The sequence below is a fragment of the Hyphomicrobium sp. 01T421 genome, assembly GCF_056398805.1.
The window spans coordinates 280468-306339 of sequence record NZ_JBFTQC010000003.1 but is presented as its reverse complement, the minus strand read 5'-3'; the positions used below and the strand labels follow the sequence as shown (position 1 = coordinate 306339).

General features: G+C 60.4%; 24 protein-coding genes and 1 pseudogene. 11 read left to right on the top strand and 14 right to left on the bottom strand.

Annotation, left to right across the window (positions count from 1 at the left end):
- Positions 1-124: 124 nt before the first annotated feature.
- The gene (locus AC1DK3_RS18395; RefSeq protein WP_477193691.1) at positions 125-1387 is read right to left on the bottom strand and encodes a porin; all 1263 of its coding nucleotides are present in this window, start codon (positions 1385-1387) and stop codon (positions 125-127) included.
- Between the two features lie 292 nt (positions 1388-1679).
- On the opposite strand from AC1DK3_RS18395, the gene AC1DK3_RS18390 reads away from it, so the two are divergent.
- The 3 genes from AC1DK3_RS18390 (at position 1680) to AC1DK3_RS18380 (ending at position 4818) form a co-directional block, all read left to right on the top strand.
- Positions 1680-2915, top strand: a complete 1236-nt coding sequence (locus AC1DK3_RS18390; RefSeq protein ID WP_477193690.1) for an FAD-dependent monooxygenase — start codon at positions 1680-1682, stop codon at positions 2913-2915.
- Entirely contained in the window at positions 2912-3895 is a 984-nt protein-coding gene (locus tag AC1DK3_RS18385; RefSeq protein WP_477193689.1) for a lysophospholipid acyltransferase family protein, read from the top strand. The genes AC1DK3_RS18390 and AC1DK3_RS18385 overlap by 4 nt, the downstream gene beginning before the upstream one ends.
- Before the next feature lie 113 nt (positions 3896-4008).
- Entirely contained in the window at positions 4009-4818 is an 810-nt protein-coding gene (locus tag AC1DK3_RS18380; RefSeq protein WP_477193688.1) for a GTP-binding protein HSR1, read from the top strand.
- A gap of 152 nt (positions 4819-4970) precedes the next feature.
- Here AC1DK3_RS18380 and AC1DK3_RS18375 read toward each other — a convergent pair whose 3' ends face one another.
- The 5 genes from AC1DK3_RS18375 to AC1DK3_RS18355 all read right to left on the bottom strand — a co-directional run bounded on the left by AC1DK3_RS18375 (position 4971) and on the right by AC1DK3_RS18355 (position 9229).
- Positions 4971-5219, bottom strand: a complete 249-nt coding sequence (locus AC1DK3_RS18375; protein ID WP_477193687.1) for a DUF883 family protein — start codon at positions 5217-5219, stop codon at positions 4971-4973.
- A 194-nt stretch (positions 5220-5413) separates the two neighbouring features.
- Entirely contained in the window at positions 5414-7357 is a 1944-nt protein-coding gene (gene thrS, locus AC1DK3_RS18370; RefSeq protein ID WP_477193686.1) for a threonine--tRNA ligase, read from the bottom strand.
- A 111-nt stretch (positions 7358-7468) separates the two neighbouring features.
- Complete coding sequence (gene yidD / locus AC1DK3_RS18365; RefSeq protein ID WP_477193685.1) at positions 7469-7747, bottom strand: membrane protein insertion efficiency factor YidD; 279 nt, start codon at positions 7745-7747, stop codon at positions 7469-7471.
- Between the two features lie 84 nt (positions 7748-7831).
- Complete coding sequence (locus AC1DK3_RS18360) at positions 7832-8467, bottom strand: hypothetical protein (protein ID WP_477193684.1); 636 nt, start codon at positions 8465-8467, stop codon at positions 7832-7834.
- 300 nt (positions 8468-8767) lie between these two features.
- Positions 8768-9229 (bottom strand): iron-sulfur cluster assembly scaffold protein, encoded by a 462-nt coding sequence (locus tag AC1DK3_RS18355; protein WP_477193683.1) that lies wholly within the window; start codon positions 9227-9229, stop codon positions 8768-8770.
- Between the two features lie 259 nt (positions 9230-9488).
- Here AC1DK3_RS18355 and hisI point away from each other — a divergent pair, with 259 nt between their 5' ends.
- Complete coding sequence (hisI, locus tag AC1DK3_RS18350) at positions 9489-9905, top strand: phosphoribosyl-AMP cyclohydrolase (protein ID WP_477193682.1); 417 nt, start codon at positions 9489-9491, stop codon at positions 9903-9905.
- A gap of 186 nt (positions 9906-10091) precedes the next feature.
- Positions 10092-11096: a patatin-like phospholipase family protein gene (locus AC1DK3_RS18345; protein ID WP_477193681.1), complete on the top strand. Its 1005-nt coding sequence runs from the start codon at positions 10092-10094 to the stop codon at positions 11094-11096.
- Here AC1DK3_RS18345 and AC1DK3_RS18340 read toward each other — a convergent pair.
- Positions 11078-11509, bottom strand: coding sequence for a CBS domain-containing protein (locus AC1DK3_RS18340; RefSeq protein ID WP_477193758.1), 432 nt, complete (start codon positions 11507-11509; stop codon positions 11078-11080). The genes AC1DK3_RS18345 and AC1DK3_RS18340 overlap by 19 nt on opposite strands.
- A gap of 186 nt (positions 11510-11695) precedes the next feature.
- Complete coding sequence (locus AC1DK3_RS18335) at positions 11696-12421, bottom strand: rhomboid family intramembrane serine protease (protein ID WP_477193680.1); 726 nt, start codon at positions 12419-12421, stop codon at positions 11696-11698.
- A 239-nt stretch (positions 12422-12660) separates the two neighbouring features.
- On the opposite strand from AC1DK3_RS18335, the gene AC1DK3_RS18330 reads away from it, so the two are divergent.
- From AC1DK3_RS18330 to AC1DK3_RS18320, 3 genes are all read left to right on the top strand, one after another.
- Positions 12661-13302, top strand: coding sequence for a PAS domain-containing protein (locus tag AC1DK3_RS18330; protein WP_477193679.1), 642 nt, complete (start codon positions 12661-12663; stop codon positions 13300-13302).
- A gap of 156 nt (positions 13303-13458) precedes the next feature.
- The gene (locus tag AC1DK3_RS18325) at positions 13459-14088 is read left to right on the top strand and encodes a PilZ domain-containing protein (protein ID WP_477193678.1); all 630 of its coding nucleotides are present in this window, start codon (positions 13459-13461) and stop codon (positions 14086-14088) included.
- A 159-nt stretch (positions 14089-14247) separates the two neighbouring features.
- Positions 14248-14928 carry a transglutaminase-like cysteine peptidase gene (locus AC1DK3_RS18320; RefSeq protein ID WP_477193677.1) on the top strand — a complete coding sequence of 227 codons (681 nt, stop codon included), beginning with the start codon at positions 14248-14250 and terminating at the stop codon, positions 14926-14928.
- Positions 14929-15115: 187 nt separating this feature from the next.
- On the opposite strand, the gene AC1DK3_RS18315 is transcribed toward AC1DK3_RS18320, so the two are convergent.
- From AC1DK3_RS18315 to cysE, 3 genes are read right to left on the bottom strand one after another with little or no spacing between them, the layout of a single operon-like run.
- Positions 15116-15646, bottom strand: coding sequence for a gamma carbonic anhydrase family protein (locus tag AC1DK3_RS18315; RefSeq protein WP_477193676.1), 531 nt, complete (start codon positions 15644-15646; stop codon positions 15116-15118).
- Positions 15647-15658: 12 nt separating this feature from the next.
- Positions 15659-15874, bottom strand: coding sequence for a DUF3126 family protein (locus tag AC1DK3_RS18310; protein ID WP_477193675.1), 216 nt, complete (start codon positions 15872-15874; stop codon positions 15659-15661).
- Between the two features lie 21 nt (positions 15875-15895).
- Positions 15896-16723: a serine O-acetyltransferase gene (cysE, locus tag AC1DK3_RS18305; protein WP_339084107.1), complete on the bottom strand. Its 828-nt coding sequence runs from the start codon at positions 16721-16723 to the stop codon at positions 15896-15898.
- Positions 16724-16944: 221 nt separating this feature from the next.
- On the opposite strand from cysE, the gene AC1DK3_RS18300 reads away from it, so the two are divergent.
- The 3 genes from AC1DK3_RS18300 to AC1DK3_RS18290 are packed head-to-tail and all read left to right on the top strand — an operon-like array spanning position 16945 to position 19382.
- Positions 16945-17748: an enoyl-CoA hydratase gene (locus AC1DK3_RS18300; protein ID WP_477193674.1), complete on the top strand. Its 804-nt coding sequence runs from the start codon at positions 16945-16947 to the stop codon at positions 17746-17748.
- A gap of 1 nt (position 17749) precedes the next feature.
- Complete coding sequence (locus tag AC1DK3_RS18295; protein ID WP_477193673.1) at positions 17750-18883, top strand: polysaccharide deacetylase family protein; 1134 nt, start codon at positions 17750-17752, stop codon at positions 18881-18883.
- 1 nt (position 18884) lies between these two features.
- Positions 18885-19382, top strand: a complete 498-nt coding sequence (locus tag AC1DK3_RS18290) for a GNAT family N-acetyltransferase (RefSeq protein WP_477193672.1) — start codon at positions 18885-18887, stop codon at positions 19380-19382.
- 678 nt (positions 19383-20060) lie between these two features.
- Here the strand turns inward: AC1DK3_RS18290 and metH are convergent.
- The 3 genes and pseudogenes from metH to AC1DK3_RS18275 all read right to left on the bottom strand — a co-directional run bounded on the left by metH (position 20061) and on the right by AC1DK3_RS18275 (position 25779).
- A pseudogene (gene metH / locus AC1DK3_RS18285) lies at positions 20061-23826 on the bottom strand (methionine synthase).
- Positions 23827-23851: 25 nt separating this feature from the next.
- Positions 23852-24766 carry a methylenetetrahydrofolate reductase [NAD(P)H] gene (gene metF, locus AC1DK3_RS18280; protein WP_477193671.1) on the bottom strand — a complete coding sequence of 305 codons (915 nt, stop codon included), beginning with the start codon at positions 24764-24766 and terminating at the stop codon, positions 23852-23854.
- Complete coding sequence (locus tag AC1DK3_RS18275) at positions 24766-25779, bottom strand: ArsR/SmtB family transcription factor (RefSeq protein ID WP_477193670.1); 1014 nt, start codon at positions 25777-25779, stop codon at positions 24766-24768. Before AC1DK3_RS18275 ends, metF begins: the two co-directional genes overlap by 1 nt.
- Positions 25780-25872: the final 93 nt, after the last annotated feature.

The window sequence follows — 25872 nt, the reverse complement described above, 5'->3', positions numbered from 1 at the left end:
GAACGACACATGTTTTCCCGGCGCGGGCCATCGCCGGATTGCGGCTTATGGGCGGCGAGCCCGCAACAAAAAGGGGCCGCCCGAAGGCAGCCCCAGTACTCTGACGCAGACGGGAGATAAGCGATCAGAATCTCATCAGAGCGCCCATCATCACCGTATCGAACGCATCGAGCTTGACCGACTCGTCGGCAGAGTTCGTAACGTCGCCGTCTGCATGGCGATAGATCACGTAGAGATCCATGGCAGCAGGTTCGATGTTCTGAACGACGCCAGCACCTACGAAGTTGAGGCTGCTGTTGTGCACGTAGCCGCTGAAGCCGTTGGCCGTGAACGACTTGTCGAGGTTCGAGCCGCCGTCATCGTGACGATATTCGCCGAACACGGTCGTCTTACCCAGCGGGATCCACTTCTGCTCGATACCGCCCTGGACGAACCACATCGTGTCCGTGGCTTCAGCGCCGTTACCAGATTTAGCTTCGGCATTGTCGTGGTTCTGCGCGTAGCCGCCATAAACATACAGACCCGTGGGGACGTGCATGATGGTACCGGCTGCGCCGAACAGTTCGCAATCCTGACCGCCGACACCTTTGCTACCGGTTGTCGAGCACTTAGAAATGGTTTCGTCCGAGTTCTGGCCGTAACCGACTTTGCCGAGGAGTTTGAAGTCGCCGAGCGTATTGGCGTAGGTCAACGCCATAGCCCAGATATCGTCTTCACCCCACGACGCCGTCACTGTGAAACCGGCGATCGTCGGCGAGTCGTAGCGGACGATGTTGCGGCGGCCGTCCTGGCCGTCCGTGCCGTTGTCTACGCCGCGGAGGACGTCGCTCCAACGCAGGTTATTGACGAAATTGCCGTTGCTACGGAGGAAGAATGCGCCTTGTGCAACCGCTGCAGCCTGCGCGTCCGCGAAGTTACGCGTGTTGGCACCGTCAGCATCGTCGAGGATGTGATACATCGCCGTGCCTTCGAGACCGACCGTGACTTTGCCGTAGTCTTTGCTCTTCAGCCACCAGTTGCTCTTACGGACCGTCAGAGAGCTGTCGCTGCTGCTCGAGGGAGAGTTCTGATCCCACTTGTTCGAGCCATGGCCCTGGAGGCCGATTTCGAGGGTGTAACCTGCCGAGTATCCGGGAGCGATCTGAGCTTCGCCGGTGAATTTGACGCGCGACTGCTCGAGCGAGTTGGTGCCGACATAGGCGTTGCGCTCGGTGCCATCATCCCACAGGAAAACGGCTTCGTTGACCCAGCCAGTGACGGTCAGCGAGACTTTGCGGTTGCCCTTACGGGCGGTCGTAGCTTCGAGCTCGGCTACGCGTTCTTCGAGATCGGCGCAGCAATCGCCGCCCAGATCGGCCGCTTGCGCGGGTGTAAATCCAATGGCCAACCCGAAGGCTGCCACTAACGCCATACGGCTACTAGATAATTTGAATACCGACTTCATCGGTGCCCCTCTGTTTACAGACCCCAAACTTGACGGCGCGCAATCCCCTTCGCGCCGGGCGAGTTTTTCGCCGTTTGCCCCTGAGAGTTTTTCTCCGTGAGCAACTTACGTGTCTGCTAACCACGCCAATTTAACAGATGCGTGACAGTCCGGCCGAAACAGCGTTGCACGCCTGCAACGGCTGCCCTTTGGAGCATTTCTGTGTTTCAATGATCACACTTTCAGGGGCTAAGGCATGAGCCGAGAAGACATTTTTGACATTGCTGTCGTGGGCGCCGGTCCTGCCGGGCTCATCACGGGATTGTCTTGTGCTTTCTCGGGACTTAGCACCGCCGTCCTCGGGCCGCGTTCCAGCATAACGGACGGGCGCACATCGGCGCTCTTTGGCGGTTCCATCGATCTTTTGAAAGCTGTCGGCGTCTGGCCGGCGCTCGCCGATGTCTCCGCTCCGATTTCGGGTATCAGCATAGCGGATGCGAGCGGCGGGTTGCTGAGCGCGCCGGAGGTGCATTTCCAGGCAAAGGAAATCGAACTCGACGCCTTTGGCTACAATGTCCCGAATGTCCCCCTCACCCAAGCTCTCGAGGGTGCAAGCGCTGGGCGTCTCAGCCGTATCGTCTGCGAAGGCGTGACGGGGTTCGCCTCGAAGGCCGATCATATTTTGGTATCGGACAGCGATGGGAACCAGATCCGGGCGCGGCTCGTCGTGGCCGCCGACGGCAGGGCATCCTCGGCGCGGCAGTTCGCCGGCATCGAGGTTTCGACCTGGTCGTATCCGCAGTCGGCAATCGTTGCGACCTTCCGGCACCAGCGTCCGCATCGGGGCGTATCGACCGAGTTGCATCGGCGCGCTGGGCCGTTGACCGTCGTTCCCGGCCGATCCGGGCTTTCTCACCTCGTGTGGGTTGATACTCCCGAAGAGGCAGCGAGATTGCTCGCGCTTGATGATCTGGGTTTTGCTCGCGCACTCAACGCGGAGCTCAAAGGGCATTTGGGCGCGCTTTCGGAGTTCTCTCCGCGGCAGGCCTTTCGGCTGACGGGACAAACCGCACGCGCGCTCGGCAAAAACAGGGTTGTGCTCGCGGGTGAAGCTGCCCACGTGATTCCGCCGATCGGCGCGCAGGGTCTCAATCTCAGCTTCCGGGATGCGGCCACGATTGCCGAGATAGCCAGTGACGCGAAACGCAACGGATCGGATGTCGGCGGCGACGCGACCCTCGCCCGTTATGAAGGCGCGCGACGCAGAGACATTGCGACGCGGGTTTTCGCGGTCGACGTTCTGAACCGGTCCCTGCTGAGTAACCTCCCGGGCGTCGGCCTCGCGCGCGGGTTTGGCCTCTTTGCACTTGCTTCCAGCCCCGCCTTGCGAGTTCGGATCATGCGGGAAGGCTTCAGGCCGTCCGCTTCAACTCCCGCCTTGATGGCCTCCTCCGCGGCTGTGACCGGGGGAAATGGGGCGATGGAAGCTTGACGGGCCCCTCGTCGGGGGAGCATGACCCTCGGTCAACGGCAAACGAGGGTCGGGCACTGTCCACGCCAGAAATTTCACGGCTGCGCGATTTGCAGTTCCGGCTCGAATATTGGCTGCTTCGGGGCATAGCCGGGGTCGTGCGCTCCGTACCTCTCGATGCCGCGACGCATTTCTCGGCCTGGTGCTGGCGCCGTCTGGCGCCCCGGATCAACCCGAAACGCCACAATCGAGCGCTCGACAATCTGAGGATCGCTTTTCCGGAGAAGTCCGAAAAGGAACGTGAAGCCATTGCGCTCGCGCATTGGGAAAACCTCGGGCGCGTCATGGCCGAGACGATGCGCATCGACCAGATCATCGCCGAGCCGTCGCGTCTTTCCATCAAGAACCCTGAAGTCTTCGCCCGCTATTCGAGCAAGCTCGGCCCGATCGTCGGCGCGTCGCTTCACATGGGTAACTGGGAACTCGCCATATGGCCGTTGACGATCTCGGGCGCCAATCCTGCCTGCGTCTATCGCACGGTCAACAATCCCTACATCGACCAATATGTCCGTTATCAGCGCCGCGACCTTTATCCCGGCGGTCTTTTCGGCCGGGGCAAAGTCGAGGGTGATCACGGCGAGAGCCAGAAAACCGCGCGGGTCATCATGGATTACGTTCGCAACGGCGGCCGTCTCGGCGTCGTCTGCGATCTCTATGATCACACAGGACTACCCGTCCCGTTCTTCGGAAAAGACGCCCGCACTGTCAGCATCCCAGCAATGATTGCTCGCCGGGTGGGCGCTCGTATCTGGATGGCGCGGTGCCTGCGCATCGGCCGGGACAGCCGTTTCGAGATCGAGTTGAAAGAACTTCGCGTACCGCGAACTGCCAACCAAGGCGACGACGTGAAGTGGGCGACGGCCGAGATGACCCGTCAATTCGAAGCCTGGGTGAGAGAATTCCCAGAACAGTGGATGTGGTCGAACCGTCGCTGGAAATGAGCTTCGGACGCTGCGCCGTGTCCGGAAGCCGGGCCTGAAGAAGTCGGCGCTTGAATAGGAACCGCGGGTCGACAGGTTGCGTTTCCCGAGGTTGAACCGCGACGGAGCGCCGAATGAGCGACGCCCTATCACCACTACGCCTGTTGATCGTATTCCTTGGACTGCTGTTCCCGACGCTGGCTCTCATCCCGCTGGGTAGTCTGTGGCTCTGGCAACATGGCTACCTGATCTATTGGGCTGCAGCGACGCTCTGCTGCACGCTCATTGCGTTCTTCTTCCAGCGGCGAACTCTTGGGCCCCCTCCTAAGGCCGGCCAAGACGAGCCGGCCGCCGAGGTGATCCCTCCGCCCGGCTCCTCCGGTGGCGATTCCCTGCGATCCTCCGCGCAGAAGGCCGTCGATACATTTGCGAGCGACGCAAACACGCGAACCATCGGATCGTGGAACGATTTGCTGAATACCGGTCTCGAGACGGTTGAGATCGTCGCCAAGACCTATCATCCGGACCGCAAGGACCCGATGCTGCGCTTTACCGTTCCAGAAGCCTTGACGCTTCTCGAACAGGTCAGCGCGCGTCTCAGGCCGGTATTCGAAGGGAGCATTCCGCTTGGCAACCGCCTGACGGTCGCGCAATTCGCGCAGGTCTACCGGTGGCGCGGAATCTACGACGTTGCCGGACGGGCCTGGTCGGTATGGCGTCTTGCGCGGATGTTCAATCCTGCAACCGCTGCCACGTACGAATTGCGCGAGAAGCTATCGAATTCCCTCATCCAGTGGCTCAAGGGAACGATTTCGGGCCGCTTGGTCCGGGCATTTATTCAGGAGGTCGGGGCGGCGTCGATCGATCTTTATAGCGGCGAACTCAAGAAAGCCGCGTCGAACCGTAAGACCGCAAATCTGCCGGCGACAATTCCGAAACCATAGTTCGCTCACACTTCGTTTGGATCGTGATCCAACGCACGCGCACGAAGGCCGCCGAGGCGCCAAAGGGCAGTCGCCCAATCGAGCCTTCGACGGCCTAATATGTCGTCACGAGCGGGACGTTGCCTGACGATGCGCTGTCCGCAAGCGAGTGATTACGACTTCCAAAGTGCGCCGATGACGAAGCCGACCGCGGCTGCCATAGCCAATGTTGCGATCGGCTGATCTTTCACCGATTTGTCGATTGCGCCCTTGACGTTGCCCGCCAAGTCGCCGACCTGCTGCCGAGCTTGGCCAGCAATCTCCTGCGCACGGTCGGACGCCTCGTCAAAGGTCTGTTTGGCTTTGCCTTTGACGTCGTCGAGTGATGTCGATGTCCCATACTGGGAAGTAGATGCGGCCATAGTCAAAACTCCGTTCGTTGCAAGTTCATGGTGCAAACGCGGAGCGCAAGGCGTTGGTTGCACGTGGCCGGCCCAAAAGAAACGGCGGCGGCGCGAAGCCGCCGATATGCCGATATTCAGCGTGCAGATCACATTCGAGTGCTGGAACGGCGCGTTCAATGGGAGCGCCGCTTACCGGCAGTTATCTGAGGCCATTATCTAAGGTCTGGCGGCACGGCCTCGGCGGCGAGTGCGGTTAACGCCTCATCGAGGCCGAGCACGGTTTGATCCTGCGAACCGAGGCGGCGGATCGAGACCTTCTTTTCCTCGGCCTCGCGTTTTCCGACGACGATGATGACCGGAATTTTCGCGAGCGAATGTTCGCGAATTTTCAGGTTGATCTTCTCGTTGCGCAGATCCGTTTCGACGCGCAGGCCCGCTGCCTTGGCCTTTTGCGCAACTTCGACGGCGTAGTCGTTCGCGTCCGAAACGATCGGCGCGACGACGATCTGCAACGGCGCAAGCCACAACGGGAAGTGACCGGCGAAGTTCTCGATCAGAATGCCGGTGAAGCGCTCGAGCGAGCCGAACATCGCCCGGTGGATCATCACGGGGGTTTTCTTTTCCGAATGATCGTCGATGTAGAACGCGCTGAGGCGGCCTGCGAGATTGAAGTCGACCTGCGTCGTTCCGCATTGCCAGTCGCGGCCGATGGCGTCCTTCAAGACGTACTCGAGCTTCGGGCCATAGAAGGCGCCCTCGCCCGGATTGATCGCGGTTTTCACCTGACCGTTCGAGCGGCGCTTCACTTCGTCGAGCACGTCCGACAAGGCTTTCTCGGCTTTGTCCCAAAGCGCGTCGGCGCCGACACGCTTCTCCGGCCGGGTCGAGAGCTTGATGTAAATGTCCTCGAAGCCAAAGTCCTTGTAGATCTGAAGCATCAGATCGTTGATCTTGAGGCATTCCTCCATGATCTGATCTTCGGTCAGGAAGATGTGCGCGTCGTCCTGCGTGAAATGGCGCACGCGGAGCATGCCATGCAAGGCGCCCGACGGTTCATAGCGGTGAACCTTGCCGAACTCAGCGATGCGGTACGGAAGATCGCGGTAGCTCTTCAGGCCGTGCTTGTAGATCTGCACGTGGCCTGGGCAGTTCATCGGCTTGCAGCAGAACACACGCTCGTCCGGCAGGACGGTCGTAAACATGTTCTCGCCGTAGTTCTCCCAGTGACCCGAAAGCTCCCAGAAGTGCTTCTCCATCATGTCCGGAGAGTTGACTTCCTGGTAGCCGGCGCGTTGCTGCTGACGGCGCATGTAGGCGATCAGGGTCTGGAACAACGTCCAGCCTTTCGCGTGCCAGAAAACGGAGCCCGGCGCTTCTTCCTGGAAATGGAAAAGATCCATCTCGCGGCCGAGCTTGCGATGGTCGCGCTTCTCGGCTTCTTCCAGCTGGTGCAGGTAGGCTTTGAGCTCGTCTTCGGTCGCATAGGCAGTGCCGTAGATACGCTGGAGCTGCGGCTTCGTTGAATCGCCGCGCCAATAGGCGCCCGCGAACTTCATCAGCTTGAAAGCCTTGCCGACCTGGCCGGTCGAGGTCATGTGCGGGCCGCGGCAGAGGTCGAGCCAATCGCCCTGCTTGTAGATCTTGAGGTCCTGATCCTCAGGGATCGCATCCACGAGTTCGACCTTGAAGTACTCGCCCTTGTCCTTGAAGAATTTCTTCGCCTGGTTGCGCGACCATACTTCCTTTGTGAAAGGTGCGTTCTTGGCGATGATCTCTCCCATCCTCTTTTCGATTTTGGGAATGTCTTCGGGCTCGAACGGCTGCTGCTTTGCAAAGTCGTAGTAGAAGCCGTTCTCGATCACCGGGCCAATGGTGACCTGGGTGCCGGGCCAAAGCGATTGCACGGCTTCCGCCAACACGTGCGCGGCGTCGTGCCGGATCAGCTCGAGAGCCGCCGGATCGGTGCGCGATACGAAATTGATCGACGCGTTCTTGGTGATCGGATCGGCGAGGTCGGCCAATGCGCCGTCGAGCTGCATGGCGACGGTGCGCTTCGCGAGTGAGGGCGAGATCGACTTTGCGATTTCGAGGCCCGTGGTTCCTGAAGCGACCTGGCGCTGTTTGCCATCGGGGAACGTAATCGTAACATCAGTCATCGCGGCCTCCTTTGCTCACTCGCCGCAAACGAACGCGGCGTAAGACGATTTCGAATGCGCTAATGGGGTGTGGCGGCGCTCGAGTCAAGTCAGCCCAATCGCAGCACCAGCTCAGCGCCAGCGGCCGTAACGCCAGGGCTGGAAGGTGTGTTTAACGGCGCGAATATCGGGCACCATATCGACGCCGTGCGTGCCGCCCGGCCCACATCTCACGAAGCGAGAGAGGGTCAGCCAGAACCCCCGCCAAGCGCCATTCAGTTCGATGGCCTGCAGTGCGTATTCAGAACACGTCGGCCAATGGCGGCATTGACCGCCCGCCATGCCTTTGAAGGTGTAGCGGTAGACGTGGACCGGGGCCTTGAGGAGCGTTTTGGCGAACGTGGAACTCATAGTTCGAGCAGACGTCAAGTCCGTGGGCGGACGCAAGCGCAAACCCGACGCAGTTATCAGGTGGCGGTTATCGGGTCGCAGTTATCAGGGCGTCGGGGTCGCCGGTGCGGCTGGAGCCGGAGGTGCCGGGGTCGGTGCCGCAGGCGGCGCCGCCTTCGCCGCGTCCAGCTCCTTCTGGACAGTGCTCAGCTGCGATTTCAGGCTGTCGTTTTCAGCACGAATTGTGTCCAGGGCTGCTTCGGCATCGGCCTTCGCCTTGTTCGCGATATCGAGCAGAACCTTGACCTTGCTGGTTTCGTCGCCCGCTGCCGCGAGCTTCGCCTTCGCCTCCTCTTCGGCGGCTGCGAGCTTGGCTTTCAGATCGTCGGTTTCCTTGGCCAACGCGTTCGCCTTGTTGTCGAGTTCCGACACCTTGGCCATCGCCGTCGAAACGTCAGCCTTGCCCTCGTCGACCTGACGCAGCGCATCGGTCTCGGCAGCCTTCAGGCGATCGATCTCGTCCTGCGATGATTTTCTGACCTGCGCGGCATCGTCGACCGCCTTGCGGAGCGAGGTCACTTCACCCTGCATCGCCGTAAGTTCGCCCTCGGCCGACGTCTTGCCATGCCAGCCATAGAGCGCGAGGAACGCCAGAATTGCGATCACGGCCCATTTGAGCGCGCTGGTCGACGAGGCCGCACCATCCGCGCGCGCGCCGCTATCGTTATCCTGCGCTGCCATCTCAAACTCCGTTTCTGCTCTAGGCTATGGTTTGTGGGCGTTTACACGCCGCCGCTTCGGCCTGCCCGAAAATTCTCTTCGACTCGTGTTCGACTCGTGACTTGCATACTCGGCAGACGGTTCGACTTCCACACTCAGATTGACGGATGTAACCGCTTGAAAAAGATGGCATTGCTGAGGCTGTCGGCGCTGCTGCGTCCTGCAGGTCGGGTCTTTTGGACATACAGCACGCCGCATCGTTCTCGTCGATTGGCTGAATGATTTCGCGGCAGCCTTAGTCGCAAAAAGTTGCGGTAAAGGTTAGCGCGCAACCTGCAGCCCGGCGTCCGTCCGAAGGACTGCATCGTCAAGAGCTCTCTCGACGGCGTCGAACACAAGCAGCGTCGAAGCCTGGCGCGCTTTGTAGTTGCGGACGGGCTCGAGGACGGCAAGGTCCGCCCAACGCCCGCCGGGGGGCGGTCCCCCTTCCTTCAGCATGGCGCGCATCGTGTTGGCGACGGTGCGGAGTTCCTCCGGCGTCGAACCGACGATCTCGCGGGCCATGACCGACGCCGACGCCTGACCGAGAAGGCAGGCCTTGACCGACTGGCCGAAATCGCTGACGCGGCCATTCTCCAGTTCGAGATCGACAGTCACAGTCGATCCGCAGAGCTTGGAATGACCCGTCGCGGTGCCATGGGGGTGGGTTAGTCTTCCTGTTCGCGAGATCGCTCCCGCCAGCTCGAGAATGCGCGTGTTGTAGATCTCATCGAGGTTGGCCATAGGTCTCTTTTGCGTCTTATGGTCTTTTGGATTGCGGGCGGTGTCCCGCCTCTCGTCTAAACATATCAGTCGCCGTATATAAGGCCTGCCGGCCGCGAATACGAGATCTGCCGGCAATCCGGCGGGGAACGATACCCCCAACGATCCCATGACGATTGGGCCTTTCCAACCACCATAGTTGGCCATAATTGGCCTATGCGGCGGTGGACCCGATATTATGGCGGGCCCAATGATGGCCACAACCTAGACAGAGTTGCAGATGGCGGACGGCGAAACCGACGAGACCACCCTTTCCTTTCGGCCCGTATTCGGACCGGACGGCCTGATACCCGCGATCGTGACGGATCCGGTGTCGGGAAATGTGCTCATGTTCGCGTACATGAACGAGGAAGCCCTGGCGCAAACCATCGCCAGCGGGTTTGCGCATTTCTGGAGCCGGTCGCGGGCCAAGCTTTGGAAAAAGGGCGACGAGAGCGGAAACCTGCTCAAGGTCATCGAACTGCGCACCGACTGCGACCAGGACGTCATCTGGGTTGCCGCCGAGGTTCAAGGCGACGGGGTCGCCTGCCATACGGGCGCTCGTTCCTGCTTCTATCGCCGAGTTGTGCAGGCGACCGGCAGCGGAACGCCCGTCCTCGAGTTTGCCGACCTTCCGGAGCCGAAGACGCTGGCCTGACAAGACGCTGGCCTAACTACGAATATCTCTGCTGCCATCCCGGCGCTTCCGCCAGTTGCTTTGGCTCGCCCTGTTCACACCTTGATTACCTATTGGTAGCGGGGCCTTAATGCCGCAGCGCTAGCATAAGGTTTGCGGACGCTGCTCGGCTGGTAGAGCCGTCGCCCGCTGGCAGGGAGTGCCATCATGGAACGCGCGGCGGGGTTTAGGATCGGATTAGCGCTGGGCGGAGGTGCCGCCCGCGGATGGGCGCACATCGGCGTTCTCAGAGCTTTGGAACGCGCCGGCATCAAGCCGGATATTATCGCGGGCACGTCGATCGGCGCGGTCGTCGGCGGTTGCCATGCGGCCGGCCATCTCGACAACCTGGAGCGCTGGGCGCGCGAACTCACTCCGAAGCGCATATTCGGCTACCTCGACTTGAACTTCGCCGGCACCGGCCTGATCAGCGGCCAGCGTTTGTGCGACCGCCTCGAGCAACATCTCGGCGACCGCAACATCGAAGATCTTGGAACGCGTTTCACGGCGGTCGCGACGGAAATTGGCACCGGGCACGAGCATTGGCTGTCGCGCGGCCGGTTGGTCGATGCCGTGCGCGCATCCTATGCGCTGCCGGGTGTTTTCAAACCGGTCAAAGTTCATGGCCGCTGGCTGTTCGACGGCGCACTGGTGAACCCCATTCCCGTCTCGGTCTGCCGTGCGCTCGGCGCTCGCTACGTTATCGCCGTCAATTTGAACTTCGATATTCTTGGCCGCGGAAGCGTCATCTCCACACCGGAAGCGCTTTTTGCGGAAGGCGAAGAAGCTTTGCACATGGCTCAGGAAGTCGAGCCGCAGGACAAGCGCGGCGTGCGCGCGCTTCTGCAACGTCAGATTCTCGGAAAGCGCGATGGCGCTCCCGGCATCTCGACGGTGATGGTCGATGCTCTCAACATCGTACAGGACCGCATCGCGCGCTCGCGGCTTGCCGGTGATCCCCCTGACGCCATGATTTCGCCGCGGCTTCAGGACGTCGGCCTCTTCGATTTTCACCGCGCGGAAGAAGCCATCGAGCGCGGCAGCCAAGCCGTCGAGCGTCAGCTCGACGACATGGTCCGCGAAATTGAAATATGCGATCCGAGGCGCGCACCCAATCGCGCGCGCCTGCAAACAGGTGGTTCGATCGCGAACGATCAGCCGGTTGCCAAGTAACCGCGCATCGCGGTTACTTCAAGCTCCACCTCGGCCGTGTGGTGCTTGACGACGTCTCCGATCGAAATGATGCCGACGAGCGCGCCGTTTTCGACGACGGGAATATGGCGGAAGCGTCCCTTCGTCATCGTCTCCATGATCTCGTCGAGCGTGCACTCACGCGTGCAGCAAACGACATCGCGAGTCATTCCTTCTTTGGCCAGCATCGAGAGCGCTGCGGCTCCATGCTCCGCGACCAATCGTATGATGTCTCGCTCCGAAATAATGCCAACGACGTTTTCGGTGTCGCCGAGAATGAGGATGGCGCCGATCTTGCGGCTGGCGAGCCGCAAAGCAATTTCCTGGATCGAGTCATCCGGACGCGCAGTCATGACACCGCGGTCTTTCGACTTGAGTATTTGTCCAATGATCACTGGTTCAGCCTCCGTTCCGAACGTCGTGCGTGACGGAATGCAGAGCTTTGCGCTTGCGCGCTCCGGAGCATTCGCAAGCTTGCCCGTCTTCAGCCGGCACAACGCTGCGTTTTTCACCCTAATTGATATCCGCTCTTACGGCGGACTGCCTAAAGGCTGGGGCAAATCCGGAATGAATGCAAGGCTTCAATCTAAATCCGGTGAAGGCGGCGGATCATTTTGCGCTGCACGATCGAAAGCACCGAGTGCGAACAAACCAAATAGATATCCGCCGACGTGCGCTTCCCACGCGATATCACCCTCTTCGCCGAATTTACCGAAGCCGATGATCGCCAGCAAATTGATCGCAAGAAATGCAGCGGACACAACGATAATGCGTTTGTCGCTCAATGCGCCTCTTAACGTTAGCGCCGGGATTGCAGACGGCTGTTCGCGAAGCAAATAGCCCTCGCCCCTATCGAGCGCCGGAAAGAGAAATCGCATGACGCCGCCCATCATCGCGGAGATGGCGCCGCTTGCTCCGATGACGGGCGCCAGCAGTTCAGGATTGATAACGAGAAACAGAAGTGCACCGCACATTCCGCCCGCTATCGAGAACGCTAAAAAGCGAGCACCCCCGAGGCGAGCACACAAGACAGATCCAAACGCGAGCATCCATGCCGAATTGAACACGAGGTGCGTAATGTCGGCGTGAACCAGCATGTGCGTAATCCACGACGTGACTGCCGACACGTCGCCGCCCGGCAGCTCGCCTGCCAATCCTGAATAGCGCGCGGGAATAAAAGCGAGCGCGAGCAGCCACCACATGAGCTGGTCCGGTGTCAGAAACGACATCGCGGCGTGGACGGCGATCAAAACGGCAAGGATCGCGAGCACCGTGCCGGGGACGTTGAAGATTGGTTCTCGGTTCACTGGGACGTCCCACTTTGATGCGATGCGGCATCTGTCTGCCGGACGGCCGTTGTTAGCCGTTCGGTTCGAGCCGGGCAACACCGAGAACCCGCGCCTCAAGCGGAAGATCTCCCGGATGGCACGAAGGATGCTCCCCACAGGTCCGTCGGGCCGGCGCACTAGCGTCGTGCGCCGAAATGGTACGGACCGGCTTTAACCGCGTCCGGTCAAGTTGCAATCGTTGCCGGGTGCCCGTTCGCATGAAAGAAGCTGTCAGCCAATCGTTGTTTACCTATTGGAACGACCTTAGAGGAGATCGGCTGGCGCCGAAGCGTTTCGAAATCGACCCCTCGAGCATTGCCAATTATCTCCCCGATACGTTCATTCTCGAGCGCGTCGATTATGCGACGCTGCGGTTCCGCCTCGCCGGAACACGGATCGCCGAAGCTTTCGGCATGGAATTGCGCGGGCAAAATCTGCTCGGGCTCTTCAACGAGGAAGATGCCGCCACATTGGAAGGGCAAATATCTCTCATCACGTCGGAGGCCGCGGTCGGCGTATTCGAGATGTCCGCCCATGACGGGCGCGGTCACTCGGCCTCTTTCGAAGTCACGATTTTGCCTTTGGTCCACACGCGCGATGTCGTGGAACGCTATCTCGGTTCGGTCGTGCCGATCGACAGGCCGGAATGGCTCGGCAGGGTACCTCTTCCGCATCGTTCGCTCGTCCGGCACAAGCTCATCCGGCCCGACGGCGCGACGCGCCGCGAAGTCGAAACCGTCAATCGCCAGACACCGTTTTGCCCAACCATTCGAGAAGCCAGAATTGTGCGATCGGCGCGCCGGCAATTCCGCGTCTATGAGGGCGGCCTCAGCGGAACGGCGAAGACAGATAATCTTTAGGACGGACATAACCTTACCCGGAGCCAATCGATTTTGATGCGCTGATTAGAACTTCATTAAGGAGGTCTTCGGCATAGTCATTACGGGTAGCGTTCATGTGTTGACACCGCGGATAGCGCCCAATGAACCCACCCCGTTCAGTCCCAAGGGTCGGCTATGTCCGTGCATTCGAGCATCATCCGGGAAGTCCTGCAGCAGACTGATGCGCTGAAGGCAGGAGACTTGCGCAAGCATCGCAGGGTTCCGCTTTCGCTTCCGGGCCGCTTCATGCGCTCTGACCGCACCGAATACACATGCCAGCTCAAGGACATCTCAGTCGGCGGCGCCGCGATCATAACGACGAACGTTCCCGAAATCGGTGAGCGCGTCGTCGTCTACCTCGAGCATCTCGGCGGTCTCGAAGGTGTCGTCTCTCGGATTACGTCCGACGGCTTCGCATTTGCTTTTAAAGTCACTGAGCACAAACGCGAGAAGCTCGCGGCGCAAATCATGTGGCTGGTGAACAAGGACGAATTCCCCGATGAGGTCGGCCGGCTGCATGAGCGCACAGGAACTCGCGGGCGGCGGACGACGTTGAGGGTCGAAGAAGGCGTCATAATTGACGTCGAATTGCTCGATGTTTCAGCATCTGGCGCTTCAATCGGCACTCCGGCGCGGCCGCCGATCGGAAGCCTCGTGATCGCTGGAAAGACGCGAGCTATCGTTCGGCGTCACCACGGACACGGCATTGGTTTACAATTTCTGTCGCTGCTTTCGCCCGAGGCGTTGCGCGACAGATTTCCTTGAACATTACGCGTTGGTTGTGTGATGCCTCAAATCGCCCGCCGAGTTGCCAAAATCATAAAGTTCAATTTGGATGTAACTTTAGTGCGAATGCCACGGCGGGCATTCATGCTAAAAGCAGCTGTCTCGCGTACTGTATCGTACCGTGTTCGAGGGCGTATCATGAAGTACGGTAGCGTAGCCATTTACTTGGCGGTTGGACTATTTGCGGCAGTGATGCCGGCGGCAGCGCAGCAGGTAGCGGTGGTCAGCCCCGCGACGCGAGCTCCCGAATTTATGCGGGTATACGGAAGTTCCCAGCCGCCATATGGCTTTGTGGCTTTCTGTGAGCGCATGCCTCAGGAATGTGTCGTCACCTCACAGGATGACGCGCGTTACCAGGCGACACCACAGGCGTTGAGCGAGCTCGACGAAGTCAATCGCTCGGTCAATCACGAGATTGAGCCCGCGACCGACCTCGAAGTTTACGGCGTGGTCGAATACTGGACGCTGCCGAAAACACGCGGCGATTGCGAAGATTACCAACTTCTTAAGCGCCATCGTCTCATCACTCGGGGGTGGCCGTCCTCATCGCTTTTGATGACGGTCGTTCGCGACGAAAAGAACGAAGGACACGCCGTACTTACGGCGCGTACGACGCAAGGCGATTTCATCCTCGACAACAAGGTCGATGTCGTCCGGCTGTGGAACCAGACGCCTTATCACTATGTGATGCGGCAGTCGTATATGGATCCGAAGGTTTGGGTATCACTCGACCCGAACGATGCCGCGACGCCTTCTGCGCTGTCGGGTGTTCAGTCGGTCAATCCGGGGATCATCGAGACGACGCCGGGTTACCGGTGATTGGACAGTAGTCGACGAAAGAACTTTGCAGGCCGGACTGAAAACCGATCTTTGGCCGTTCCCCCGGCCGATCCCCCGATCGAGTCCGACCTGTTCGCGGGCCGCGCGTCTTCCCCCGAGACGCCGGCCCGCTTTTTTTTGGGCCGGTTCATGCAAACGCGGTCAACGAGGCTTTAGCGTCAGGATTTTAAGTTTGGGGCATGAGGCCGGCCGCGTAGTGCTTCCACTTTTCGACGTACCGCCGTGCGCCGCCGCCGAAGCGATGAGCTTCTTCGTCACTCAGCTGACGAACGACTTTGCCGGGTGAGCCCATAACCATCGACCGGGGCGGGATGATCTTTCCTTCCGGTATTAGCGTGTTGGCGCCGATGACGCATTCCTCGCCGATCTCTGCGCCGTTCAAAATGATGCTGCCGACGCCGACGAGGCTGCCGCGGCCGATGGTGCAGCCATGCAGCATCACCATGTGGCCGACCGTGCAGTCTTCGCCGATCGTGAGCGGGAAGCCGGGATCGGTGTGCAGAACGCAGCCGTCCTGCACGTTCGACCGCGCGCCGACGGTGATCAATTCGTTGTCGCCGCGGAGCACTGCGCCGAACCAAACGCTCGCATCCTCCTCGAGCTTCACTTTGCCGAGGAGAACGGCGTTGGGGGCAACCCAGAACACGCCGTTTGCCGGCGTGCTCACGCCTACGCCATCGAATTTATAAAGGGGCATGCTGATCGGGCTCTAGACGCCTTCGAGGTCCATATCGAGGATCGCCATCTGGAATTGATAGGACGTCTCGCCCTCTTCGACTTCACGATAAAGCGTCGCGACGAACTCGCCATTGATGAAGACTTCGGCCATGTCGTCTTTCTTCGGCTGAGGCCTGATTTCGAGATTCGTGGCGCCGAACGTTTTACGCAGGTACGACTGCAGGCGCGCGAGTTCTTCTTTCTTCAATGTCTTTCTCCTGGACGAATTTCAGAGGCCGCCGAAATCATCAACCCAACCCTGCTCCATGGAGCGGGCGGGTTCGGCGCAACCTGCGCTGCCGACGATTTTCGCGGGTACTCCGGCGACGGTTACGTTGGGCGGCACTTCGGCGAGAACCACCGATCCGGCAGCCACGCGCGAGCAACGCCCGACTTTGATATTACCAAGAATCTTGGCCCCCGCTCCGACCAGCACATTATCGCCGATCTTCGGGTGCCGGTCACCCATCTCTTTGCCGCTGCCGCCAAGTGTCACCGCGTGCAGGAACGAGCAGTTGTCGCCGACGACGGCCGTCTCACCGACGACGAAACCCGTCGCATGATCGAGCATGATGCCCTTGCCGAACTGTGCGGCCGGATGAATGTCGACCGCAAACATTCGCGACGACTGGCTTTGCAGATAGAGCGCAAAATCATAGCGGCGGCTCTTCCACAGCGCGTGCGCGAAGCGATACGTGACGAGGGCGTGGAAACCCTTGAAGTACAACAGCGGGTCGAGATAGCGCGTGCATGCCGGATCGCGGTCGTAGACCGCCTGGAGGTCGGCACGGAAAATTGCGCCGATGCCCGGATGCTCGGCCATCACGCTTTGGAATGTTTGCGAGATCAGCCCGGCATCCACGTCGGTGTGGTTCAACCGCTGGGCGAGCCGGTGGCAGACAGCATCTTCCAGCATCTGGTGGCTGAGAACGGTCGCGAAGATGAAGCTGCCGAGCGCGGGCTCGGTCTTCATCGCGGCTTCGGCCTCGGCGCGGATCTGCGCCCAGATCGGGTCGACGATTTGGACCTTGGAAGTGGCTGTCTTTGTGTTCGACACGTCTTGCCTCTACGCGGAATGAGGTCCGGCACCCCTGCGCACGCACGCGGGCCGATCCAAATTAGCAACAGCCGATTAACGCTGGTGTAAACCCCGGTCAATCGATCGCGTCATTAACATATACACTTTCTCGCCGCCGCGTGCATCTGCCGCCCTGGCCCCGGTTTGCCGGCCGTTTTATTGCGCCTTAGATGGCCGCCCGAACAGAAGGATCAAGACGCATGGCTCAAGCCGCGGAAGTCGCCAACCCGACGCTGCGATATGTCAAGGACGGGGCCATCGGCTGGATCACGGCCGATAATCCGGCCCGGATGAACGCGCTCACGGCCGCCATGTGGGAGGCCATACCAGGCGCGGTCGCGCAAGCCATTGCCGATCCAGACGTCCGGGTCGTCGTTTTACGCGGCGCGGGCGACAAGGCCTTTTCGGCCGGCGCCGATATTTCCGAATTCGAAAATTCCCGAACCGGGGATGCCGCTAAGACCTACGACATGTTGAACGACAACGCCTTCAACGCCCTCATTAGCTGCCCCAAGCCGACGATTGCCATGATCCACGGCTTTTGTCTCGGCGGCGGACTTGGGCTAGCGCTCTGCTGCGATATGCGGATTGCGGACGATGCGAGCCAGTTCGCCATTCCGGCGGCCAAGCTCGGGATTGGTTACAATGCACGCTGGGTGCGGCCGATCCTTGCCGCCGTCCCGGCAGCGCGCGCCAAGGAACTCCTCTTCACTGGACGCCGTTTCCGCTCCGCCGATGCAGAAGCGATGGGCCTTGTTTCGCAACTCGTGACGACGGCAGAACTCGAGGCGACCGTCAGGGCGCTCGCGCTGGAGATTGCCACGAACGCACCCTTATCCGTCGCGGCAGCCAAACAGGTGATCGACGAAATCTCACGTCATCCCGAGACTCCCGATATGGCCCGCCTCGATGCGGCCGTCGCCGCCTGCTTCGAAAGCGAAGACTATGCCGAAGGCCGCCGGGCGTTTCTTGAAAAGCGCAAGCCAGTATTCAAGGGCAAATGAATTGACCGAGCGCATCACCTGGTTTCGCATTCTTGGCTCCGTGGCTGTCGTCTCCTTCACTGCGACAACTGCATGGGCCGGCGACAAGACATTGCTCGAAGCGTGTTTTTCGCCGGCGGCCCTTGCGGCCGTTCAGGGCGAAGAGGCGATCACAAAGGGCAATCGCTCTTTCGATGCTCAGATCAAAATCACCGGGTTTACGCCTGCGTCTCCCGTTCCCGATACGCTTCGCGGTGCGATCCGCCGCGTCAACCTTCCGCCCGGCGAGAAGGCAATCGCGCTGACGTTCGACCTTTGCGAGCAACGTGAAGAAGTCGCCGGTTACGACGGGCGAATTTTCGATTATCTACGGCAGCAGGGCGTCAAGGCAACGTTCTTTGCGGGCGGAAAGTGGATGGTTTCACATCAACAGCGCACCGCACAGCTGTTGGCCGATCCGTTGTTCGAAATCGGCAATCACACCGAAACGCACGCCAACCTGCGCCTGTTGCAACCTGCCGCCGTGAACCAGCAGGTGCTCGCTCCGCAAAAGGCATATGAGGACGCGCGCGGCCGCTTGGGTGCGCAGCAATGCGTTGCGTCGTCAGCGCCGGACTCGATGAGCCGCATTCCAGTGCAACCGACGCTTTTCCGCTTTCCCTACGGGGCCTGCAACGACGCGTCGATGAAAGCCGTCAACGATGCGGGCATGCTTGCGATCCAATGGGATGTCGCCACGGGCGATCCCGATCCGCACGTATCAGCCGCCAGGATTGCGCAAGCCATGGTGAACGAAGCAAAGCCCGGCTCGATCATCGTCAACCACGCGAACGGGCGCGGCTGGCACACCGCCGAAGCACTCGCGATCGCTATTCCGAAGCTGAAGGCCAAGGGCTATAAATTCGTGACGGTCAGCGAACTGATGACAATGGGCAAACCGGTGATCACGTCCGAATGCTACGATCGCAAGCCTGGCGACACCAATCGCTACGACTTCCTCAGCGCCCTGCAACATCCGCTGAATTCAACCGCCCAGAATTCAACCGGCAAGAACGGGGCGACAGCCGTCCTTGCGCCGTCGTCATCGCAGAAGCCACCGTCCAAATCAAAGACGCCAAAAGACGCTTCGCAGAAACCCCTAGCGACCGATCACTGAGATGACGGGAGCCGACATACTGCCGGTCTCCCATCGCGCGGTGACGTTCGAACCGATGACGGCCGAGGCGGCGCAAAGTCTCGGAGCGACGCTCGCACAAATCGATCCGTGGGCGCGTTACGATTACACGGGAGAGACGCTCGCCGCGTTCCTCGACGGCGAGGAGCCGGGTGCGCAGCGCTTCCAGATCGTCGTCGATCGCGTGCTCGCGGGTGCAATTGTCATCCGGAGCAATTGGCTCCGGGGACCCTATCTGCAGTTTCTCGGCATCCTGCCGGCGTTCCATCGCCAGGGCGTGGGGCGCTCAGCCCTCTTGTGGTTCGAGCGCGGATCGGAAGCGGCTGGCGATCGCAATCTTTGGGTTGTCGCTTCCGATTTCAACGCGGGCGCGCAGGCCTTCTACGAACGGCACGGATTCGCTCGCGTCGGGATCATCGACGGGCTCGTCGCCGATGGCGCCGCAGAAATACTTTTTCGAAAACGACTAACGATTGGTTGAGGCGGCGATGCGGCGCGGCTGAGTTGCCTGGGCCGCCAATGAGGCTTGATGCCTACGAGGCTCGCTACCGGCGAACGCCACGAACGTCGTGGTGAATGCAAGAAATTAATTTTGGATCGTTATTGTGCGGCGCATCGCAACAAGCCGCCAGTTATGACGGGATGCGATCCATCCTCGGGCTCATCCCGATAACCGCGCATTTGCGGGGCTTTTTGAAGAGGCCGCCCCCATCCCCGCGGGAGCTGCGGTCTTTGCTTATGGGCTCGGCCGCGATCTCGGCACTGAGATTAATCGTTTTGAGGCAGGGCTGCTTCTGCGACGCAAAATGCTTTTTGCTTGTCAGCGATGTCAGCTGTTGCATAGCTTCCGGCCGACGCTTCGAAGAAAGCGAGACGAATTCCAAGGCCTTCAAAGGGGGGCCGGTGGCAAGGCTCTGCAGGGCGAATTTAACTCTCTTGCGGTAAGATTGTCGTTTGGATTTCGTGGTCTGGTCGTGCTCGGGACCCAATGAGAGCGACCGTCTGGAGGAAATGCCTGAAACAGTAATCCCACGCGCGATGCTCCAAGGAGCCAACGAGACGGGGGACTATTTCTGGGATGTCTGGCGCGAGCCAAACGACCATACGGCGCGGTACCGAATGCGGACCGCGCCGATTTTTTTTCCTTGGGAGTTGAGCCTCAAGCCGCCGCGGCTGTGCTCGCCCGCTCATAATTCAAAACGGGGGCGAGCCAACGCTCCGTTTCTTGGACTGTCCATCCCTTGCGAGCCGCGTAGTCCTCGACCTGATCCCGCTCCACCTTGCCGACGCCGAAATAGTGGCTTTCGGGATTTGCGAAATAAAGTCCCGACACGGATGAACCGGGCCACATCGCGTAGCTCTCCGTTAACGTAATGCCGGCGGCCTTTTCGACGTCCATCAGCTTCCAGATGGTCGCCTTTTCCGTGTGATCGGGCTGAGCCGGATAGCCGGGCGCCGGGCGGATTCCCTGGTACTTCTCGAGGATCAAATCCTCGGCCGAAATTTTTTCGGATTTCGCGTAGCCCCAAAGCTCCTTGCGGACCTTCTCGTGCATGGCTTCGGCGAACGCCTCCGCCAAGCGATCGCACAACGCTTTCACCATGATGCGATTATAGTCATCGGTCTTTTTGATGTGCCGTTCGATGGCTTCGTCTTCGCCATGGCCCGTCGTCACGGCGAACGTGCCGACGTAATCGGTGATCCCGGTTTCCTTCGGCGCAACGAAATCGGCAAGAGCCACGTGAGCGCGGTTGCGCGTCGGATCGCGGGCGATCTGCTGGCGCAGAGTGTGTAGCGTCGCCATCTCACCGGACCGCGTGTCGTCCGCGTAGAGCGCAATGTCGTCGCCGATGCTGTTCGCCGGCCAGAAGCCGACGACGCCGGATGCCGTTACCCATTTCTCGGCGACCATGCGTTTCAACAACGCTTGAGCGTCGTCAAAGAGCTTCTTCGCTTCCGAGCCGACTTTGTTGTCGGTCAAGATTTGAGGATAACGGCCGGTCAGCTCCCACGTCTGGAAGAATGGCGTCCAGTCGATATAGGGAACGAGCGATGCGAGGCTGAAATTCGAGAAGCTGCGCGCGCCGAGGAAGCTCGGCTTGACCGGCTTGAACGCCTGCCAGTCGATCTTGAACTTGTTGTCGCGCGCGGCCTTCAGAGTAATGCGCTGCTTGCGCGCTTCGTTGGCGAGGTGCGTCTCGCGAACCTTGGCGTACTCGGCTTGGATGTTTTCGACGTACGGCGCCTTATCGGTATCCGACAGCAGTTTCGAGACAACGCCAACGGCCCGGCTCGCGTCGAGAACGTAGACGGCCTGCCCACGGTTGTAGTTCGGATTGATCTTGACGGCCGTGTGCACTTTGCTGGTCGTCGCGCCGCCAATCAGAAGCGGCATCGAGAAGCCTTCGCGCTCCATCTCGCCTGCTACGAAACACATCTCGTCGAGCGACGGCGTGATGAGGCCTGACAGGCCGATCATATCGACTTTTTCCCGCTTTGCCGTCTCGAGGATTTTCGCGGCGGGCACCATGACGCCGAGATCGATGACTTCGTAGTTGTTGCACTGGAGCACGACGCCGACGATGTTCTTACCGATGTCGTGGACGTCGCCCTTGACGGTCGCCATCAGAATTTTGCCCGCGGCGGGCTTCTGGTCGAGGCCTGACGCTTTCTTCTCGGCCTCGAGGTAAGGCTGCAAATATGCAACCGCCTGCTTCATGACGCGGGCCGATTTCACGACCTGCGGAAGGAACATCTTGCCGGCGCCGAAGAGGTCGCCCACGACGTTCATGCCGGCCATAAGCGGACCTTCGATCACGTGCAGCGGCTTGTCGGCCTCGGCGCGCGCCTCTTCCGTGTCGGCTTCGATGAAATCGGTGATGCCGTGCACGAGGGCGTGGGTCAGGCGCGCTTGAACGGGCGCTTCGCGCCACCTGAGATCTTTCTCCTTCGCCTTCTGGCCGCTGCCGTCGCCTTTGAATTTCGCGGCCGAGTCGAGCAGCCGGTCGGTCGCGTCGGGGCGACGATTGAGGATCACGTCCTCGCAAAGTTCGCGCAGCTCCGCCGGGATGTCGTCATAGAGCGCGAGCTGTCCAGCATTGACGATGCCCATATCCATGCCGGCTTGAATGGCGTGGTAGAGGAACACGGAGTGCATTGCCTCGCGAACCGGCTCGTTGCCGCGGAAGGCGAACGACAGGTTGGAAACGCCGCCCGAGATATGGACGAGCGGCATCTTCTCCTTGATCTGACGCGCCGCCTCGATGAAGGCGATGCCATAGCCGTTGTGCTCTTCGATGCCGGTTGCGACGGCAAAGATGTTGGGATCAAAGATGATGTCTTCCGGTGGGAAGCCGACTTTCTCGGTCAATAGTTTATAGGCGCGCTCGCAAATCGTGACCTTGCGCTCAATCGTGTCGGCTTGGCCCTGCTCGTCGAAAGCCATGACGACGACAGCTGCGCCATAGCGCAAAACCTTGCGCGCATGCTCGAGAAACGGCCCCTCGCCTTCCTTCATCGAGATCGAGTTGACGATCGGCTTGCCTTGCACGCACTTCAGGCCCGCCTCGATGACGCTCCATTTCGAGCTGTCGATCATGATCGGCACGCGGCTGATGTCGGGTTCTGACGCGATCATATTGAGGAACGTCGACATCGCCCTTTCGGAATCGAGCAGGCCTTCGTCCATGTTGACGTCGATGATCTGCGCGCCGGCTTCCACCTGCTGGCGTGCAACGGCCAGGGCACCGGCATAGTCATTCTGCTCGATCAGCTTGCGAAACTTGGCTGAACCCGTGACGTTTGTGCGCTCACCGATGTTGATGAACGACTGTGCGGCGTTGGCTGTGGTCATTGTGCTCAGTTCACCCATGGACGAACGGTTCGAGGCCGGAAAGGCGCAAGCGCGGCTGATGCTCGGGGAGCGCGCGCGGTTTGTAGGATTTCGCGTGGCTTGCGATGTGCGCGATATGGTCAGGCGTCGAACCGCAGCAGCCGCCCACGATGTTGACCAAGCCGTCGGCCAGCCAGGGCTCGACCTTGCAGGCCATCTCGTCGGGGCCTTCGTCATACTCGCCCATCGCATTCGGCAGGCCGGCATTCGGATATGCCGAGATACGCACGTCAGCGACGTGCGAAAGCTCGGCGATGTACGGCCGCATCAGTTCGGCTCCGAGCGCGCAGTTGAGCCCGATCGAAAACGGCTTCAGATGCCGCATCGAGTACCAAAAGGCTTCAGCCGTTTGCCCCGACAGTGTTCGGCCCGAACGATCCGTGATCGTTCCGGAAATCATGATCGGCAGCTCGAGATCTTTTTCCTCGAAGACTTCCAAAGTGGCAAAGCCCGCGGCCTTGGCGTTCAAAGTGTCGAAGATCGTCTCGATCAGGATGATGTCGGAGCCGCCGTCGATCAGTCCCCTCACCTGCTCCTTATAGGCTTCGCGCAACTCATCGAAGCTGACGTTGCGGTAGCCGGGATTATTGACGTCCGGCGAAAGCGACGCCGTGCGATTGGTCGGCCCGACGGCGCCCGCGACGAAGCGCGGCTTCTCGGGCGTTTTCTTCGTCCATTCATCAGCTGCGCGACGCGCGAGCTTCGCCGCCTCGACGTTCATCTCATACGACAGCTCTTCCATATGATAGTCGGCCATGGAAATGCGCTGCGCATTGAACGTATTCGTCTCGATGAGGTCGGCACCCGCCTGCAGATACTTGCCGTGGATCTCTTGGATGATCTCCGGCTGCGTCAGCACGAGCAGATCGTTGTTGCCCTTGATGTCCTTCGAATGATCGGCAAAGCGCTCGCCGCGATAATGTTCTTCGCCGAGCTTGTATTGCTGGATCATCGTGCCCATCGCACCGTCGATGATCAGGATGCGTTCGCTTGCGGCCTTTTCAAGCGCGGCCCAACTTGGTTTGCGTCTCATATCACGCCTCAACTTTCCTGAAATTTCACGCAGCGTCCGCGTTCGCCGCCCTGACAGAGCGCAAGCCCAGCAGATGGCAAATTGCGTAAACGAGATCGGCGCGGTTCAACGTGTAGAAGTGAAATTTCTTGATGCCTTCGTCGACGAGGTCCATCACCTGCTCGGTCGCAACGGCGGCTCCGACGAGATGAGAGGTGGCGCTGTCGTCTTCCAGCCCTTCGAAACGCCGCGCGAGCCAGGACGGCACCGTCGCGCCCGCGCGCTTCGCGAAGCCCGCGACCTGCTTGAAGTTATGGATCGGCACGATGCCCGGAGAAATCGGGACCCAAATGCCTGCAGCACGGGCGCGCTCGATGAAGCGCAGGAAGTAGGCGTTATCGAAACCGAACTGCGTGATGATGCGATCGGCGCCGGCATCGACCTTGGCTTTCAGATTTTCGATGTCGGCCTCGATCGACGGGCTTTCCGGATGCTTCTCGGGATAGCCCGCAACCGAAATTTCAAAATCGGCAATGGCCTTCAATCCTGCGACGAGGTCGGCTGCGTTTTTGTAGCCGCCCGGATAGGGCTCGTACTTCGCGCCGGTTCCTTGTGCGGGATCTCCGCGTAGCGCAACGATGTGGCGGACGCCCTCGTCCCAATAGGTCTTGGCGACGGCGTTCACCTCTTCCTTCGTGGCATCGACGCAGGTGAGATGCGCGGCAGGCTTCAGCGGCGTCTCCTTGAGGAGACGGGTCACCGTTGCGTGCGTACGCTCACGCGTCGATCCGCCTGCGCCGTATGTCACTGAGACGAATTCAGGGCCGAGCGGCGCAAGCCGCGTGATCGAAGACCACAGCGTCTCTTCCATTTTCTCGGTCTTCGGCGGGAAAAATTCGAAGCTGACGAGGATATCGCCCGATCCCAGCAGCTTGCTTTTGCGTTCATTCGTTTGTGCCATCAGCCTGCCCCCTCGCGCACTTCTTCAGCGGGTGCGCTTATTCTTGCGACCGACGCCTGCGCCGCGGGCCGTTCCGCGAGCCAGATCGTAACGGTCAGGATTTCTTCGCTGTCGCCGTCCTTCGGTTTCAGATCCTCGGTCGACTTCGGAACGAGACCTGCATCCTTGAGCCAGCCGGCGACCTGCTCATGCGGGAAGCCGAGCCGCTCGTGCGCTTCGCGGGATCTCAAGAACTCGAGATCATGCGGCGCGAAATCGATGATCAGCAGCTTGCCGCCCGGAGCGAGCACGCGCGCGGCTTCGCGAATGGCGAGCGCCGGATCGGATAGAAAATGCAGAACCTGATGCATGACCACGACGTCGGCCTGCCGATCGGCGAGCGACAGCGAATAGATATCGCCGTGACGTACCTGCGCGTTGAGGCATCCCTTGGATTTCAGATTGGCCTGCGCGTAGTTGAGCATCGCCTGATTGACGTCTAGGCCGAGCCCCCGCGCAAACCGGTCTGCGAACAGTTCGAGCGTGCGGCCGGTGCCCGTTCCAAGATCGACGAACAGGCCGAATGGCCCCTCGCCGATGGCACGGCGCATCGCCGCCTCGACGTCGTTTTCCGCGACGTGCAAGGTTCTGATCCGATCCCAATCGGCAGCGTGCTGTTCGAAAAACGACTGGGCGGTGGCTTCGCGCTCGCGCTTCAGGGCTTCCGCGCGCTCGCGATCACGCCGGACCGAAGCCTCCGCCGGATCGACGTCCGAGACGAGGCGCAGCGCCAAGCGGCCGCCCGGCTGGCGATCGGAAATATGAAAATAGACCCAGCTGCCGTCCCGGAAGCGCTCGATCAGGCCTGCTTCGCACAGGAGCTTCAGATGGCGGCTGATCCGCGGCTGGCTTTGACCGAGGATGAGGGTCAGATCCTTGACGTTGAGTTCGCCGCCCGCGAGCAGCAGCAAGATCCGCAGACGCGTCGGCTCGGCCGCTGCTTTGAGCGCGGCGACGAGATCAGCGGTTCGCATTTCGGGCGATCGATGCATGCGCCACAACATATAAAGATATGTTTATGTGTCAAGTGGCGAGTTCAATTCCCTTAATTGAACGCTGGTACGTAG